Consider the following 16,495-nt stretch of genomic DNA (forward strand, 5'->3'; position numbering starts at 1 on the left):
ATTTAGTGAGGTGCAAAGATGAAGATAGGATTCGATCACAAGAAATATCTAGAAGAGCAATCAAAATATATCTTAGAAAGAGTTAATAATTTTGACAAACTTTATTTAGAATTTGGTGGTAAGCTAATAGGAGATTTACATGCTAAAAGAGTATTACCAGGTTTTGATGAAAATGCCAAAATAAAAGTACTTCAACACATAAAAGAAAAAGTAGAAGTTGTGATATGTGTTTATGCAGGAGATATAGAAAGAAATAAGATAAGAGGAGACTTCGGTATAACTTATGATATGGAAGTTCTAAGACTTATCGATGATTTAAGAAGTTACGAATTAGATGTAAACAGCGTTGTTATAACAAGATATGAAGGACAACCTGCTACAACAGTTTTCATAAATAAATTAGAGCGTAGAGGAATAAAAGTATATAAGCATGCCCCAACAAAAGGTTACCCAACAGATGTTGATACAATAGTAAGTGATGAAGGATATGGAGCAAATCCATACATAGAAACTACTAAGCCTATAGTTGTTGTTACAGCTCCAGGTCCAAATAGTGGTAAGCTTGGTACTTGTTTAAGTCAGTTATACCATGAAAATAAAAGAGGAAATGCTGTTGGATATTCTAAATTTGAAACATTCCCAGTATGGAATGTACCTTTAAAGCATCCTTTAAATATAGCTTATGAAGCAGCTACAGTAGATTTAAAAGACGTAAATATGATAGACTCGTTCCATCTTGAAAAATACGGTGAAATGTCTGTAAACTACAATAGAGATTTAGAATTATTCCCAGTTCTTAAAAAAATAATCGAAAAAATAACAGGAAAAGAATCTATATATCAATCACCAACAGACATGGGTGTTAATAGAGTTGGATTTGGTATAGTAGATGATGAAGTTGTACAAGAAGCATCTAGACAAGAAATAATAAGAAGATATTTCAAGACTGCTTGTGAATACAAAAAAGGACAAGTTGATAAAGGTGCTTTTGAAAGAATACAAGTTATAATGCAAGGACTTAACTTAAAGCCAGAAGATAGAACAGTTGTTATGCCAGCAAGAGAGTACAGCAACAAATTAAAAGAAGCTGCAAATAAAAATGATATGTGCCCAGTTGTTGCAATAGAATTAAATGATGGGGTAATACTTACAGGTAAAGGTTCAGAATTAATGGATGCAACTGCAGCAGCAACATTAAATGCTATAAAACATTTAGCAAATATAGATGATGAATTACATCTAATATCACCAGCTATACTTGAGCCAATTGTAAACTTAAAAACTAAAACTTTAGGAAGTAGAAATCCAGAGTTAAGTTGTGAAGAAGTTTTAACTGCACTTAGCATATGCGCTGTTACAAACCCAACTGCACAAGTTGTACTTGACAAATTACCTTTATTAAAAGGAGCTCAAGCACACTCAACAACTATATTAAGTAAAAGTGATGAACAAACATTTAGAGAACTTGGAATAGATGTAACATCTGATCCAGAGTATCCATCGCAAAATCTTTACTACGCAAATTAAAAATTGATATAAAAAATCAGACCATATTACAAATAGTAGTATGGTCTTTTTGTATACAATTACAAAATAAAAATAAATATAAAAATACGGTCATCAAGAACTAAAAATAACTTAGTTCCTTGGAATAACTATTTTAAAGGTTTTTTCAAAAATTTGCAAGTTATTTTTTAAAAAACTTTAAATAATATATAAAAAGCAGAATTGAGGCAAATAAAATATAAAAATAAACCAAAATTAATGTAAGATATATATATAAATCAAGATTTAAAAGGTGATTAAATTGGTAGATAATAGAAAAATAATTCATATAGATATGGATGCCTTTTATGCATCTATAGAGCAAAGAGATAACCCAAGTTTAAGAGGGAAACCTGTGATAGTTGGAGGGAGACCAGAAAGTAGAGGAGTTGTAGCTACTTGTTCATATGAAGCTAGAAAATATGGGATTCACTCAGCTATGCCATCAAAAACTGCATATAAGAGGTGCCCATATGCATATTTCATAAGGCCTAGATTTGAAGAATATCATAAAGTATCACAAAAGATAAGAAATATATTTTATAGATATACAGATTTAGTAGAGCCTTTATCTTTAGATGAGGCATACTTAGATGTTACTAAAAATAAAAAAGGAATAAAATATGCAACACAAATAGCTAAGATGATAAAGAAAGATATTTTAAGAGAAGTTGGATTAACTTCTTCTGCAGGGGTATCTTATAATAAATTTTTGGCTAAGCTAGCATCAGACTACAAAAAGCCTAATGGATTAACGGTAATAACACCAGAAAATAAACAAGAATTTTTAGACAAGCTCCCAATAAACAAATTTTTTGGAGTTGGCAAGGTAACAGCAAAAACACTAAATAATTTAGGAATAAAAAATGGATATGATTTAAGGCAATTAGATATTAGTGAATTAGAATCAATATTTAAAAATAGAGGTTATGTATTTTATCAATTTGCAAGAGGCATTGATTATAGAGAAGTTAAACCGCATAGAGAAAGAAAATCAGTTGGTTCAGAAACTACTTTAAAAAATAACTTAAGTATAGATGATGAGGAAGTTTTAGAGATACTTTCACAAATATGTGAAGATGTATCACATAGACTATCATATTCTAATAATTTAGGAAAAACTATAACTTTAAAAATAAAGTATGATGACTTTAGTCAAATAACAAGGAGCTTAAGTTTAAGAAATCCAATATATAAAAAAGAGGATATTAGAACTAATGTATATGAATTATTAAAAAATGTGGATACTAAAAATAAACAGATAAGATTACTAGGAGTAACCGTATCTAATTTAGTAGATTCTAAAAAAGAATGCACAAATGTAACTATATTTGAATATATAAATAATATGAATAACAATACTAATTTAAATTAAAATCCATGAAAAGCATAATATGCTTTTCATGGATTTTTTAGTTTAAAGGTAAATGATAGTTATTACCAGATTTTAAGAGATTTCATATAATTTTATTTATTACTAAAAGGAGGCACTATGAATAGTAATCTAAGAGAAGTAAAAAAAATATTATGGATAATTTTATTTGCAAATTTAATCGTAGCTTTGTTGAAGATAATAATAGGAGGTTTTATTAAAAGTGCTAGTATGATGGCTGATGGATTTCACTCCTTATCAGATGGAGCGTCAAATGTGGTAGGAATAGTAGGCATAAGTATAGCCATAAAGCCTAAAGATAGAGAGCATCCTTATGGACATAGGAAGTTTGAAATTCTTGCAAGTATGTTTATAGGAGCTATGTTAACTCTGGTAGGAATAAATATAATCATAGAGTCTATAGATAGATTTAAAAATATTGTAGAACCATCAATTACAATTGAAAGTCTACTTATATTAATTTTCACATTATTTATAAATATATTGGTGAGTAAATATGAGTATAAAATGGGAAAAAAATTAAATAGTCATATCCTAATAGCAGACTCAATGCATACAAAAAGTGACGTGTTTGTATCGATAGGAGTTTTAATAACTTTATTTGGTATAAACATGGGTCTTCCTCCAATTATTGACCCGATAGTATCAGTAGTAGTAGCTTTATTTATACTTCATTCCGCATATGAAATACTAATATCGTCTATAGGCGTATTAGTAGATAAAGCTATTATAGATGAAAAAGTTATAAATGATATTGTAATTAGATTTGATGAAGTTAAAGATGTGCATAAAATTAGAAGTAGAGGAAGTCAAAATGATATTCATATTGATATGCATGTATTAGTAAATCCAAATTTAAGCACAGAAGAGGCACATATATTAGGTCATAAGATAGAAGATGTTATAAGAAAAGAAATAAATGAAAATTGTCAAGTTATAGTTCATACAGAACCTTATTATAACGATAGAATTAATGTATAATAGTTATAAATTATACTTAAAAAGGGAGAGAATATGTTAGAAATAATAGGGATGTCAGTTGAAGACGCTAAAACTATAGAAGCTTGTGGAGGTGATAGAATAGAACTTATTAGTGCGCTAACAGAAGGAGGTTTAACTCCAAGTTTTGCTACTATAGAAAAGGTAGTAAATAACGTAAATATACCTGTTAACGTTATGATAAGAAATCATGCAAATAGTTTTGTATATAGTGAGTATGATATAGAAATAATGGAAAAAGATATAGAGATAGCTAAAAGTTTAGGTGTAAATGGAGTAGTGTTGGGGCTTTTAGACAAAGAAAATAATATAGATGAAGTAAATCTACAAAGATTGCTTAAAAAATGTAAAGGAATTGATGTAACTTTCCATAAGGCTATAGATTTTACAAATGTGATTAAAAGTACTGAGATATTAAATAAATATAATATAACAAATATATTAACAGCAGGTGGTACTAAACGTATAGATTATAATATAGAAAAAATAAAGTCTATGATAGAAGTATCAAAAGATATAAATATACTACTAGGTGGGGGACTCAACTTTGAAAATATAAACACAATAAAAGAATTAACAAATGCCACGGATTACCACTTTGGGACAGCTATAAGAATTGATAATAGTCCTTTTGGTAGAATAGATGAAAATAAATTAAAAGAATTAATTAAAATAATAAAATAGACAATAAAATATAAAAGAGCAAAGAAGACATAATTGTTAAGTCTTACTTTGCTCTTTTTTTACTCCATTAATAACTCTTCTAAAGTTTCTATATCCAATATTTTAATTGTATCTTTTGAATAATCTATAAGTCCATCAGATTTCATTTTCATAAGCTCTCTAGATAAAGAAGGTCTAGGGATACCAAGCATTTCAGAAAGCTTTTGTTTTGTTATGCCAAGTTTTATAAATTTACTTTTCTGGATAGTATGTTGTGTAATTAGATAGTTACTTAGTTTTTGACGTATACTTGAAAAAGATAAATTTTTTATAGAATTATTAAGTTGTATAATCTTATTACTTAAGTCATTTAAAAACATATCTAAAAAATCTGGATTTTTAGTACAAAAGATTATAAATGAAGTTTTATGTATAAACATTATTTCACAATTACTAGATGCCATTATAGTAGCAGGGTACGCATTAGTATCTGAGAACGCTATAATTTCTCCAAAAAAGTTACCTACAGATAAAGAAGACATATGTATAACATTATTACTGGTTAATATACGTTTTACATCAATACTACCTTGTAATATTAATCCTACTTTGTCGCAAGGAGAACCTTCAATAGCTATAATATCATTTTTATTATATTTAGATATGGTATAAGTTGAATCTTTAAAAAAATGTAATGCTTCCTCTCTAGTTTTAAACAAAAAATCACCTACTTTTATATTTTTTTTATTAGTGTAACGTATGTTACAGAAATATATACTATTATAACATATAATTATCACATAAAATAAAGAGGAGGACATGAAATGGAAAATAAAATGTTTTGTTTTCAGTGTCAAGAAACAGCAGGATGTACAGGATGTACAAAATTTGGAGTATGTGGAAAATCACCAGATCTAGCAAGAATGCAAGATCTATTAATATATACAACTAAAGGATTATCAGAGGTTACTACTAGACTAAGAAATGAAGGGAAAAAAATAGATAGTACTGTTAACCATCTAATAACTATAAACCTATTTACAACAATAACTAATGCAAATTTTGATGATGAAATATTCTATGAAAGAGTAAAACAAACTTTAAAAACTAAAGAAGAATTATTATCAAAATTAAAGAACAAAGAAAATTTATCAGAAGCAGCGTTATGGAATGCATCAAATAATGAAGAATTAGATGCTAAAGTATCTGTATTATCTAAACTAAAAAACACGATACTAGGAAGTGGTAAGAAAGAAGTAGAAATAGATACAATACTAGACGAAAAATCAACTAAAGTTGGTGTATTAGCTACAAAAGATGAAGATATAAGAAGTTTAAGAGAACTTATAATATATGGATTAAAAGGAATGTCTGCATATATGAAACATGCTAATGCACTAGGTTATGATAGTGAAGAAGTAAATGCATTTATGCAAAGTACATTAGCTAAGACTTTAGATAACACTTTAACAGCAGATGATTTAGTTGCATTAACACTAGAAACAGGTAAGGTTGGGGTAGATGCAATGGCTTTACTTGATAGTGCAAATACTGGAACTTATGGACATCCAGAAATAACTAAAGTTAATATAGGTGTTAGAAATAATCCAGGTATATTAATATCAGGACATGATTTAAAAGACTTAGAATTATTACTTAAGCAAACAGAAAGAACAGGAGTAGACGTATATACTCACTCAGAAATGTTACCAGCTCATTATTACCCAGCATTTAAAAAGTATTCACACTTTGTAGGGAACTATGGAAATGCTTGGTGGAAGCAAAAAGAAGAATTTGAAAGCTTCAATGGTCCAATATTAATGACTACAAACTGTATAGTTCCTCCAAAGGATAGTTACAAAGATAGAGTATACACTACTGGAGCAGCAGGATTTGCTGGATGTACTCATATAAAAGGAAATTCAGAAGATGATAAAGACTTCTCACAAATAATAGAACATGCTAAAAGATGTAAAGCACCAGTTGAAATAGAAACTGGAGAAATAGTAGGTGGATTTGCTCATAATCAAGTATTTGCACTTGCAGATAAAATAGTAGATGCTATAAAAACTGGAGCTATAAAGAGATTCTTTGTAATGGGTGGATGTGACGGAAGAGCTAAGTCAAGAAACTACTACACAGAATTTGCTAAGGCTTTACCACAAGATACAGTTATATTAACAGCAGGATGTGCTAAGTATAAATACAACAAGCTACCTTTAGGAGATATAAATGGTATACCTAGAGTATTAGATGCAGGACAATGTAACGACTCTTACTCATTAGCACTTATCGCATTAAAACTTAAAGAAGTATTTGAATTAGAAGATATAAATGATTTACCAATATCATTTAATATAGCTTGGTATGAACAAAAAGCTGTAATAGTATTATTATCATTATTATATCTTGGAGTTAAAAATATACATTTAGGACCAACATTACCAGCATTCTTATCACCAAATGTTGCTAAGGTTTTAGTTGAAAACTTTGGAATAGGTGGGATAACAAATGTTGAAGATGATTTAAATATGTTCTTAGGAAACTAATTTTAATAAAGAAGATACCATATAAAATGGTGTCTTTTTTATATAAAATATTTTATGCTAAGCTAAAACTATTTATAACTCATACAGACGATACAATACACTTTAAAATATTAATGAAAAAAAATTTCATATTTACAGTAATAATTTGAGTTTTATGTAACATATGTTACATAAGTTTTACGAAAAATAGGATATAATAAGGTTAAATAAAATTTAAATAGATGTAACTTAACTTTATAAGAAAGGTAAAGTGTAGATATAGATGAGTAATTATGGGAATTTACAAAAAATAAGGGATGGTAAAAGAACATATGGAATAACTCCTCATATACCAGGAGGGTTTGTATTACCAGATACTCTTATAAAAATAGCTAATGTAGCTAAAAAATATAATGGAGTATTAAAAATAACATCAGGTCAAAGAATATTAATAACTAATTTAAAAGAAGAAGATCTAGATGATATATGGAAAGAACTTGATATGAAACCAGCAGTTACAAATCAATATTCTGTAAAAAATGTAGAGATGTGTCCAGCAAATTTTTGTAAAAGGTCAAAGTATCCAACGATAGGTATAGCTATGAGAATAAGTAAAAACTTTCATGGAATGCCACTTCCAAACAGAACAAAAATAGGAGTTGCGGGATGTAGAAATGCATGTACAAGTGTATATTCTAAAGACATTGGAGTTTTAGTAGATATTGATGGAACTTTCTTTGTATGTGCAGGAGGAAGTGCAGGTTTTTATCCAAGAATAGCTGATATAATAACTAAAAAATTATCAGAGAAAGAAGCATATACCTTAGTTGAAACTTTACTTAACTACTATAATGAGCATGGTCAAATGGGCGAAAAGTTAGGTGAATTCATAGATAGAATAGGTATAGAAAGTTTTAGAAAAGATGTATTAGAAATAGCAAATTTAAAGGAGGAATTATAATGATAACTAAAGATTCTATAATAGGAGATATAATAAAAGAAAAACCAGAGGCAGTAAAAATACTTATGGACTATGGTATGGGATGCTTAGGTTGCCCTTCAGCTGCAATGGAGAGATTAGAACAAGCTTGTGAAATACATGGAATAGATTTAGATGAGGTTTTAGCTAAGATAAATAGCCTTTAATATTAAAATAATAAATATATCAGTAAGAAATGTACATATATTTCTTACTGATATATGAAATTACCACACATATTATAAAGCTCTAAAATAGTCGAAAAAAGTATAAAAATTTAATTAAAAAAATAATGAAAACAGTTGCAAAAAAATGTTTAAAATAATATAATAGTATTGTGTTGATAAGGCGACATAGCCAAGTGGTAAGGCAGTGGACTGCAACTCCTTGATCCCCAGTTCGAATCTGGGTGTCGCCTCCAATTTAATATATGGGAATATGGCTCAGTTGGTAGAGCAATTGACTGTTAATCAATGGGTCACAGGTTCGAGTCCTGTTATTCCCGCCAATATGCTGGTGTGGCTCAACGGTAGAGCAGCTGACTTGTAATCAGCAGGTTGTAGGTTCGATTCCTATCACCAGCTCCAATTTGAATAACTCTAATCATATGATTAGAGTTATTTTTTTATAAAATAAAAAATATTTTAAAATTAAATAATTATGTATTATAATTAAAAGTATTAGTAAAATAGTATATATTTAAATTTGAAATAGTTGACAATGTAAACTTAAAATATAATAAATCTAGGAGGGAATTTGGATGAGTAATAATGTCACGGATTTGGGAAAGGGAAGCATTCCTAAATTAATATTTAAGCTAGCAACACCTGCAATAATAGCTCAACTAGTAAATGTACTATACAATATAGTTGATAGAATATTTATAGGGAGAATGCAAGGTGGAGATATAGCGATGGCTGGTGTTGGAGTTGCATTCCCAATAACATTAATAGTAGCAGCTTTTGCGGCTTTAGTAGGGATGGGGGGAGCTCCATTAGCTGCAATAAAAATGGGTGAAAAGGATAATGATGGCGCAGAAAAAATAATGAGCAATAGTTTTTCTACACTTGTACTGTTAGCAATATTACTAACTCTAGTATTTTTAGTATTTAAAGAACCATTACTTTGGGCGTTTGGAGCAAGTGAAGCTACTATAGGTTATGCAATGGATTATTTAAGTATATATCTAATAGGAACTATATTTGTTCTTGTTGCACTTGGTATGAATCCATTTATAAATACACAAGGTTTCGCAAAAATAGGTATGATGACAGTATCTATAGGTGCGGCTATGAATATAATACTTGATCCAATATTAATATTTGGATTAGATATGGGCGTTAGAGGTGCTGCTACAGCTACAATTATATCTCAAGCAATATCAGCAATGTGGGTACTAAGATTTTTACTAAGCGGTAAGGCAACATTAAAAATAAGAAAAAAATACTTAAAAATAGATTTTAGAATAATGGGAAGAGTAATGGGGCTTGGAGTTGCACCATTTATAATGCAAGCTACGGAGAGTTTAGTTTTAATAACATTAAATACAAAGCTTCAAATGTATGGTGGAGATTTAGCTGTAGGTGCAATGACTATAATGAGTAGTATAATGCAGATAATAATGCTTCCGACAATGGGAGTTACTCAAGGTTCTCAACCTATAATGAGTTACAACTATGGAGCAAAACAAATTGGTAGAGTTAAAAAGGCTTTTAAATTAACAATATTAATTACTTTAGGATATACGGCAACAATGTGTACAGCGCTTATGATAATGCCGGAGATGTTTGTTAGGATATTTAATAGTGATCCAAAATTAGTTGAAATAACAGTTTGGAGTATAAGGATTTATTTTGTTGGAATAACTATATTTGGAATACAAGTAGCATGTCAAAATACACTACTTGCGCTAGGGCAAGCTAAAATTTCTCTGTTTTTAGCATTACTTAGAAAAGTAATTTTATTAATACCATTAATATATATACTACCAACATTTATGGAAAATAAGTTATTTGCAGTGCTTTTAGCACAACCTATAGCAGATATAACGGCAGTTATAACAACAGCAATATGCTTTATGGTGTTTTATAAGAGAAATTTAAGCAATATAGAAAGTAAAAGTATAAACACTAATGATAAAGAAAGCTTAAATACAAATTAATAGAGTTAAAAAATCTCTTATGGATATATATATTTATAAGAGATTTTTTATTGTAAATAATTATTGTAATAAAATTGAATTTTCATTAAGGAGAGATATATGAAGTATAATAAAATCGTAAAGGGAAAATTTATAGAAAGGCCAAATAGATTTATAGCTTATTGTGATATAGATGGAAAAGTAGAAAAAGTACATGTTAAAAATACAGGGAGATGTAAAGAGTTATTAATAGAAGGTTGTACTGTATATTTAGAAGAAAGTGATAATCCAAATAGAAAGACAAAATATTCACTAGTTTCAGTTGAAAAAGGAAAACGTCTAATAAATATGGATTCTCAGATACCAAATAAAGTAGTATATGAAGCATTAGAGAAGGGTTTAATACAACTTCCTGGCCTTAATGAAGAAATAACCTATATTAAGCCTGAACAGAAATACCATGATTCAAGATTTGATATATATTTAGAAACTAAAAATAAAAAGGTGTTTATAGAGATAAAGGGAGTAACACTAGAAGAGAATAGTGTGGTGATGTTTCCCGACGCAAAAACTGAAAGAGGAGTAAAACATATAAATGAATTAATAAAAGCAAAAGATGATGGATATGAGTGCTATATATTTTTTTTAGTTCAGATGGATAATGTAAAATATTTTACTCCTAATAAAAAAATGCACTTTGAATTATGGGAAGCATTAAAAAGAGCAAGAGAAAAAGGTGTAAATATAGTATCCTATGATTGTAATGTAGATAAAGAAAGTATAGTCATAAAAGAAGCTGTAGAAGTTATTTTATAAAATAACATATTTTTAAAATTTAGCATATAACTTTAAAATGTTGTAAGAAAAATATAAGTATTTGAAATATTAATGGTATAATATTTGTATATGATATTTATTATGAAAGGAAGTTTATAACTATGACGAATAATTTATCAATGCAAGAACTTTTAGAACAACAAGAAAAAGAACTAAACAACATAAAAGTTGGGGAAACTATAAACGGTAAAATATCTAAGGTAAGTAATGACGGTGTTAGCTTAGAACTTAACTTTGGATTTGATGGGATAATACCTACAAACGAATTAAATCTTCCTAAAGGAAAATATACTAGTGATGTATATAATGTAGGAGATGAAATAAGTGCTGTTATAACAAAGGTTAACCATAAAGATGGAACGATACAATTATCAAAATTAAGATTAGATAAAGAAGCAGATATAAAAGAATTAGAAAAAATACATAATGAACATAGAATAATAACTGTTAATGTAAATAAAAACATAGAAAGAGGAGTATTTGCTACTTATAAAACGCAAACGTTATTTATACCAATATCTCAATTAGATACTAAGTTTGTAAATGATACAAAAGAGTATGTTGGACGTAATTTAGAAGTATATATAAAAGAGCTAGATTTAAAGAAAAATAGATTAGTAGCTAGTCATAGAGAAGTATTACAAGAAAGAATTGATAAAGAAAGAGAAGAAAGAAGAGCAAGAATAAAGGCGGAAAAAGAAGCTGAAAGAGCTAGAATTAAAGCTGAAAGAGAAGCTCATATAGCAAAAGTTAAAGCGGATAAAGAAGCTTTATTTGAATCTTTAGAAGTTGGACAAAAAAGAGACGGTAAAGTTGTTAAAATGATGCCTTATGGAGCTTTCGTTGATATCGGTGGAATAGAAGGTTTACTTCACCAAAACAATTTATCTTGGGAAAGAGTAGAGTCTGTAGAAGATGTAATTCAAGAAGGACAAGAAGTACAAGTTTATGTATTAGATATAGATAAAGAAAACAAAAAGTTTGCATTAGCGTTAAAAGATATAAACAATGATCCATGGGAATTAATAAAGCAAGAAGTGCAATTAGATGATATAATAACTGGAACTGTAGTTAGAACTATAGAAAAAGGCGCTATTGTTAAGATAAGAGAAGGTGTAGAGGCATTCTTACCAATATCTGAATTAAGTGAAGAAAGAGTTATGAGAGTTAATAATGTAGTAAATGTTGGCGATGAAGTTAGCGCTATGGTTATAGAATTTAAGCCAAAGAATAGAAAAATGATATTATCTATAAAAGAAGCTAATAAAGAACCAGAAGAAGATTACTCAGAATTTTTAGAAGTTGAAGAATCATTAGGTTCATTAGGCGAATTATTTAAAGATAAATTTAAAAATTTACAAAAATAACATTATATGAAGAGCCATGTTGTGAAACAATATGGCTTTAACTGTATATTATTAGGGGGATATAATATTTACACCGAGTAGTTCTAAGTTTGAAACGATGTTATTTATAGTATTTGATTTTTTGGGAATAATGAGTTTAGTAGTATTAGGATTAATTTTATTAATATTATTATGGTCTTTATTTAAGAAAATAACACAGTAAAAATTATAATTTATAGGGAGAATTTAAATGAAAGCATTAATAGATTTACATACACATACAATAGTAAGTGGACATGCATATAGTACAGTACAAGAAAATATACAATCGGCTATTGATAATGGATTAAAGTATTTAGGGTTATCAGAACATGCACCAAATATGCCAGGTGGACCACACCCATATTACTTCCATAATATTTATTGTATACCAAGAGAAGTTAATGGACTTAAGGTACTTAGAGGAATAGAAGCAAATATTGTAGATTTTGAAGGAAATACAGATGTAGATGATGACATGCTTACACATATAGATTATGTTATAGCTAGCTTACACACACCATGTATAGATGCTGGAAGTGTAGAAGAAAATACACAAGCTGTACTTAATGTAATGGATAAATCAAAAGTTAAGATAATAGGACATTTAGATGATAGTAGATATCCAGTTAATTATGAAAAAGTAGTAAAAAAGGCAAAGGAGAGAAACATAGCATTAGAAATAAATAATTCATCTCTAAAGCCGACGACTTTTAGACAAGGGGCTTGGGATAATGTAACTACACTACTTGAATGTTGTAAAAAATACAATGCAAAAGTAATACTTGGAAGTGATGCACATATATCTTATGATGTAGGTAAATTCCCATATTCTGAAAAGGTAATAAATGATGTGAAGTTTCCTAAAGAGTTAGTTATAAATTATAGTGAAGAAAGTATAATAGAGTTTTTAAATTTATAAATATATGATAGATTAAAGTTAAGTAAATTTAGGAAATAAAGAGTATAAAAGAAGGACAAACTATATTTAAAATATAGTATAATATAAGAGTAACACTTATTGATAAGTGTTACTTTTATTATGCTTTAATTTAAAGGAGAGAGTTGACATGGAGTATATTGCAAGGGTAGTATCTAATGTTGTTTGGCCTATGTTTATACCTTTTTTGCTTTTGCTTGGGACATACATATGTTTGCAAGTTTTTTTTAACATAAGGCAACGCATTACGACAAAGGGGAAAATAAATTACAAGTACATAATTCCACAGAGTACCGTAGCCTTGGGGACTATGATGGGAACAGGAACAGTCGTTGGTTTTTTAACTGGACTTAGTAAGCTTTCTATAAGTGGGCAAATATATGTTGAATCAATTGCTATATGGGCATTACTTGGATCGATAATATTAATACCTATATCATATTGTGAAACTTTAATATCTAAAGTTGTGAGAATGCAACCCAAAGAATATATAAAAGCATTTATATCAACTAAAGCATCAAAATTGTATGTTGCATCTTTAGTTTTATTATATATATTTGCTATAGGGGGAATACAGTTAAGTGGGATAGATGCAGTAGCAACTACTAGTATAAATAAAATAGTAAGTTTAGAATTTAATGAACTACAAAGATATATGTATATTGTTATTCCAGTAATAATTATATTAATAACCATTATACTTAAAAACAGACAGAGTATATTTTTAAGAATTTTAGTGACTATGGTAATATTATCATTTTCAACTTATTTATTATCATTTTTCATATTTCTTTATAAAACACAAGAGTATATACCTATATTTGTAGAGCGTATTATTATAGGATTTAAAAATCCTGTATCCGTGTTGTTTGGAATACCACTAGGTCTTATATTTGGACTTCAGAGAGTTATACAAATAGCAGAACCAGGTCTTGGAACACTTGCATTAGCATCTATGAAATCAAATGCTAAACCAAGGGAAGCTGCTTTAATATCTTCTATACTAACAACAGTACTTATTGTTATATCGGTATTAGTTACTTCATATATAGCATCTTATGGACTTAGTGAAGGAATAATAAATTTTTCAGTTAATGGATACGAGAAGCTAGTGTCATACTTTGATACTATAATTAGTGTAACGGGTAAATTTGGGATATTAATACTATTTACATTTATAGCTTTATCTGCATTAACCACCTTATTAGGAGGGTATCTTGTACTTATAAATGTAGCCAATTTTAATGTTAAAAATAATTATCTTGTTTATGTAGGTTTATTGATATTAGGAGGTGCATTATCTGTATTTAATGTAGAATTAGTATTTTTACTATTAGAGATATTATTATTTATATCAACATCTATTAATATTATGGCACTTGCTATGTTCACAGAGTTTGAATGGAAAAAATATAAAATAAGAAATTTAGAAATTAGGAAAGCTGCATAAAAATATGCATTAAATCATAATTAAATATAAAATAAAAATTAAAAAGGAGTGTATTTTATACACTCCTTAATTATTATTAAGCAACTCCTTGAGAAGAAGCATCTTTTTGTAATTTAGCTATTCTTTCTTTGTTTAACTTAGACATACCTATAGAAGCAGTTATTAAAGATACATAACATACAACTATAAATGTTAAAACGAATATCCAAGCTACGCTGTATCCCATTTTATCAACTAATAATCCAAATATTGATGAACCAGCAGCAAATCCTACTGCGAAGAATATTTGAACTACACCAAGTATAGCACCAAATTCTTTTTTACCGAAGAATGATCCTGCAAGTAAAGAAGGTCCCATCATGTAAGCGAATACTGATAATCCTTTTAAAGCCGCAAATATTGGAGCTAACATAGGTATTAAACCTGCATTCATTAGAGCTAAACAAGAAGTAGCAGCTAATGCAAAGGCAACCATAAGCCCTTTAGTTATACCTAATTTATCAAATATTACTCCACCAAATAAGTTTCCTCCAAGAGAGAATATAGCGAATGTAGAACCTACCATACCAACTATCATAGGATCAACTTTTAAGAAGTTCTTTAAGTAAGCAGGATATTGTACAGCAAGTACAGAAACATACATACCTAAGAAGAATAATCCTAAAGCAAATAACCAGAAGAATTTAACATTTTTAACTTCTTTTAAAGAGTATCCCCAATCAACTGAAACAGTACTTTGCTCTTTTTCTTCTTTTCCATTGTCTTTTTTCTTACCTCTAACTATTTCGCTATCATTCTTTGGCATTCTTAAGAATAATAAAGTTATAGGTATACCCACGATTAATGATAAAGCACCAAACATAAAGTATGATTTAGATATACCGAAATTAGTTAATGAATAAGCAGTCATACTTTGAAGGAATATATTACCTATAGATCCTCCAGCGAAAGCAAGTCCCATTGCCTTACCTTTTGATAGTTCATCGAACCATCCATTTATTAATAACGGAACCCCGATTGAAGATATAGCAGCTGTACCAACTTGAACTATACCAGCAACAAGGTAAAATTGCCATAATTCTTTACACATAGAGAATGCTAAGAATCCTCCACCTGAAAGTATAGAACCCATTAAGTACATTGTTTTAACACTAACTTTATTAAACATTGCTCCTATAAATGGAGATGCTATAGCAGATACAACTGTACCTAATGTAAATATTAATGAGAATCCAGCTTGTGTAAATCCATATCCTGAATCAGGAGATAGGATGTAAGCCATAAATTGTGGTTGGATATTTGCAGCAACTCCAAATGGTATAGCTTGTATAAGCATACATGCAACTACTATTAACCAACCAGTTGCGAATTTTTTACTTTTAGTGTTCATTGTATGATTTCTCCTTTGTTGTTGTTTTTTGTAAATAGACACATTAAAATGGATATAAATGTAAAATTTAAGGTTAAAATGAAATATATCCTAGAAAAAGGATATCATAAGTGATATATTAAAAACAAAGGAAGGTTGATGAACAAAATTGAAACTTGATTCAAGAATATTCAACAACTTCAATTAAAAATCAACTTTGATTAATTTATACTTAGTATGTTATTGTCAGATATACTATAAAATGGA

Annotated in this window: 14 protein-coding genes and 3 tRNA genes; 15 read left to right on the top strand and 2 right to left on the bottom strand. The window is 28.6% G+C overall.

The window, feature by feature from the left end; genetic code table 11:
* Nucleotides 1-18 precede the first annotated feature (18 nt).
* From FRIFI_RS01980 to FRIFI_RS01995, 4 genes are all read left to right on the top strand, one after another.
* Nucleotides 19-1,527, top strand: a complete 1,509-nt coding sequence (locus FRIFI_RS01980) for a DUF1846 domain-containing protein (protein WP_092923132.1) — start codon at nucleotides 19-21, stop codon at nucleotides 1,525-1,527.
* A gap of 280 nt (nucleotides 1,528-1,807) precedes the next feature.
* The gene (gene dinB / locus FRIFI_RS01985; RefSeq protein WP_166504858.1) at nucleotides 1,808-2,920 is read left to right on the top strand and encodes a DNA polymerase IV; all 1,113 of its coding nucleotides are present in this window, start codon (nucleotides 1,808-1,810) and stop codon (nucleotides 2,918-2,920) included.
* 117 nt (nucleotides 2,921-3,037) lie between these two features.
* Nucleotides 3,038-3,919 carry a cation diffusion facilitator family transporter gene (locus tag FRIFI_RS01990; RefSeq protein ID WP_092923138.1) on the top strand — a complete coding sequence of 294 codons (882 nt, stop codon included), beginning with the start codon at nucleotides 3,038-3,040 and terminating at the stop codon, nucleotides 3,917-3,919.
* 33 nt (nucleotides 3,920-3,952) lie between these two features.
* The gene (locus FRIFI_RS01995) at nucleotides 3,953-4,621 is read left to right on the top strand and encodes a copper homeostasis protein CutC (protein ID WP_166504859.1); all 669 of its coding nucleotides are present in this window, start codon (nucleotides 3,953-3,955) and stop codon (nucleotides 4,619-4,621) included.
* A 59-nt stretch (nucleotides 4,622-4,680) separates the two neighbouring features.
* On the opposite strand, the gene FRIFI_RS02000 is transcribed toward FRIFI_RS01995, so the two are convergent.
* A complete protein-coding gene (locus FRIFI_RS02000; protein WP_240276161.1) occupies nucleotides 4,681-5,319 on the bottom strand; it encodes a Crp/Fnr family transcriptional regulator in 639 nt (212 codons plus the stop codon).
* 105 nt (nucleotides 5,320-5,424) lie between these two features.
* Here FRIFI_RS02000 and hcp point away from each other — a divergent pair, with 105 nt between their 5' ends.
* The 11 genes from hcp (at nucleotide 5,425) to FRIFI_RS02055 (ending at nucleotide 14,859) form a co-directional block, all read left to right on the top strand.
* A complete protein-coding gene (gene hcp / locus FRIFI_RS02005; RefSeq protein WP_166504861.1) occupies nucleotides 5,425-7,149 on the top strand; it encodes a hydroxylamine reductase in 1,725 nt (574 codons plus the stop codon).
* A gap of 262 nt (nucleotides 7,150-7,411) precedes the next feature.
* Nucleotides 7,412-8,089: a nitrite/sulfite reductase domain-containing protein gene (locus FRIFI_RS02010; RefSeq protein WP_092923150.1), complete on the top strand. Its 678-nt coding sequence runs from the start codon at nucleotides 7,412-7,414 to the stop codon at nucleotides 8,087-8,089.
* Nucleotides 8,089-8,274: a DUF1858 domain-containing protein gene (locus FRIFI_RS02015; RefSeq protein WP_092923153.1), complete on the top strand. Its 186-nt coding sequence runs from the start codon at nucleotides 8,089-8,091 to the stop codon at nucleotides 8,272-8,274. Before FRIFI_RS02010 ends, FRIFI_RS02015 begins: the two co-directional genes overlap by 1 nt.
* Nucleotides 8,275-8,454: 180 nt before the next feature.
* A tRNA-Cys gene (locus tag FRIFI_RS02020) sits at nucleotides 8,455-8,528 on the top strand.
* Between the two features lie 11 nt (nucleotides 8,529-8,539).
* Nucleotides 8,540-8,615, top strand: a tRNA-Asn gene (locus tag FRIFI_RS02025).
* A gap of 4 nt (nucleotides 8,616-8,619) precedes the next feature.
* Nucleotides 8,620-8,694: transfer RNA gene (locus FRIFI_RS02030), tRNA-Thr, on the top strand.
* Between the two features lie 173 nt (nucleotides 8,695-8,867).
* Complete coding sequence (locus tag FRIFI_RS02035) at nucleotides 8,868-10,268, top strand: MATE family efflux transporter (RefSeq protein ID WP_166504862.1); 1,401 nt, start codon at nucleotides 8,868-8,870, stop codon at nucleotides 10,266-10,268.
* 99 nt (nucleotides 10,269-10,367) lie between these two features.
* Complete coding sequence (gene sfsA / locus FRIFI_RS02040) at nucleotides 10,368-11,063, top strand: DNA/RNA nuclease SfsA (protein WP_166504863.1); 696 nt, start codon at nucleotides 10,368-10,370, stop codon at nucleotides 11,061-11,063.
* 122 nt (nucleotides 11,064-11,185) lie between these two features.
* On the top strand, nucleotides 11,186-12,451 hold the full coding sequence (locus tag FRIFI_RS02045) for a 30S ribosomal protein S1 (RefSeq protein WP_166504864.1): 1,266 nt from the start codon (nucleotides 11,186-11,188) through the stop codon (nucleotides 12,449-12,451).
* Between the two features lie 229 nt (nucleotides 12,452-12,680).
* A complete protein-coding gene (locus tag FRIFI_RS02050; protein ID WP_092923166.1) occupies nucleotides 12,681-13,391 on the top strand; it encodes a phosphatase in 711 nt (236 codons plus the stop codon).
* 331 nt (nucleotides 13,392-13,722) lie between these two features.
* The gene (locus tag FRIFI_RS02055) at nucleotides 13,723-14,859 is read left to right on the top strand and encodes a hypothetical protein (protein ID WP_166504865.1); all 1,137 of its coding nucleotides are present in this window, start codon (nucleotides 13,723-13,725) and stop codon (nucleotides 14,857-14,859) included.
* A gap of 76 nt (nucleotides 14,860-14,935) precedes the next feature.
* Here the strand turns inward: FRIFI_RS02055 and FRIFI_RS02060 are convergent, their stop codons facing one another.
* Entirely contained in the window at nucleotides 14,936-16,249 is a 1,314-nt protein-coding gene (locus tag FRIFI_RS02060; RefSeq protein WP_166504866.1) for a conjugated bile salt MFS transporter, read from the bottom strand.
* Between the last annotated feature and the right edge of the window lie 246 nt (nucleotides 16,250-16,495).

It is taken from the genome of Romboutsia hominis (assembly GCF_900002575.1).
In the GTDB taxonomy this organism is placed as follows: Bacteria; Bacillota; Clostridia; order Peptostreptococcales; family Peptostreptococcaceae; genus Romboutsia_C; species Romboutsia_C hominis.

Excerpts from the sequence above, each read along its gene's own strand:
- FRIFI_RS02060 (WP_166504866.1), bottom strand. The coding sequence starts at position 16,249 with ATGAACACTAAAAGTAAAAAATTCGCAACTGGTTGGTTAATAGTAGTT.
- FRIFI_RS01990 (WP_092923138.1), top strand. The coding sequence starts at position 3,038 with ATGAATAGTAATCTAAGAGAAGTAAAAAAAATATTATGGATAATTTTA.
- FRIFI_RS02015 (WP_092923153.1), top strand. The coding sequence starts at position 8,089 with ATGATAACTAAAGATTCTATAATAGGAGATATAATAAAAGAAAAACCA.
- FRIFI_RS01980 (WP_092923132.1), top strand. The coding sequence starts at position 19 with ATGAAGATAGGATTCGATCACAAGAAATATCTAGAAGAGCAATCAAAA.
- FRIFI_RS02055 (WP_166504865.1), top strand. The coding sequence starts at position 13,723 with ATGGGAACAGGAACAGTCGTTGGTTTTTTAACTGGACTTAGTAAGCTT.
- FRIFI_RS02045 (WP_166504864.1), top strand. The coding sequence starts at position 11,186 with ATGACGAATAATTTATCAATGCAAGAACTTTTAGAACAACAAGAAAAA.
- FRIFI_RS01995 (WP_166504859.1), top strand. The coding sequence starts at position 3,953 with ATGTTAGAAATAATAGGGATGTCAGTTGAAGACGCTAAAACTATAGAA.
- FRIFI_RS02035 (WP_166504862.1), top strand. The coding sequence starts at position 8,868 with ATGAGTAATAATGTCACGGATTTGGGAAAGGGAAGCATTCCTAAATTA.
- FRIFI_RS02010 (WP_092923150.1), top strand. The coding sequence starts at position 7,412 with ATGAGTAATTATGGGAATTTACAAAAAATAAGGGATGGTAAAAGAACA.
- FRIFI_RS02050 (WP_092923166.1), top strand. The coding sequence starts at position 12,681 with ATGAAAGCATTAATAGATTTACATACACATACAATAGTAAGTGGACAT.
- hcp (WP_166504861.1), top strand. The coding sequence starts at position 5,425 with ATGGAAAATAAAATGTTTTGTTTTCAGTGTCAAGAAACAGCAGGATGT.
- sfsA (WP_166504863.1), top strand. The coding sequence starts at position 10,368 with ATGAAGTATAATAAAATCGTAAAGGGAAAATTTATAGAAAGGCCAAAT.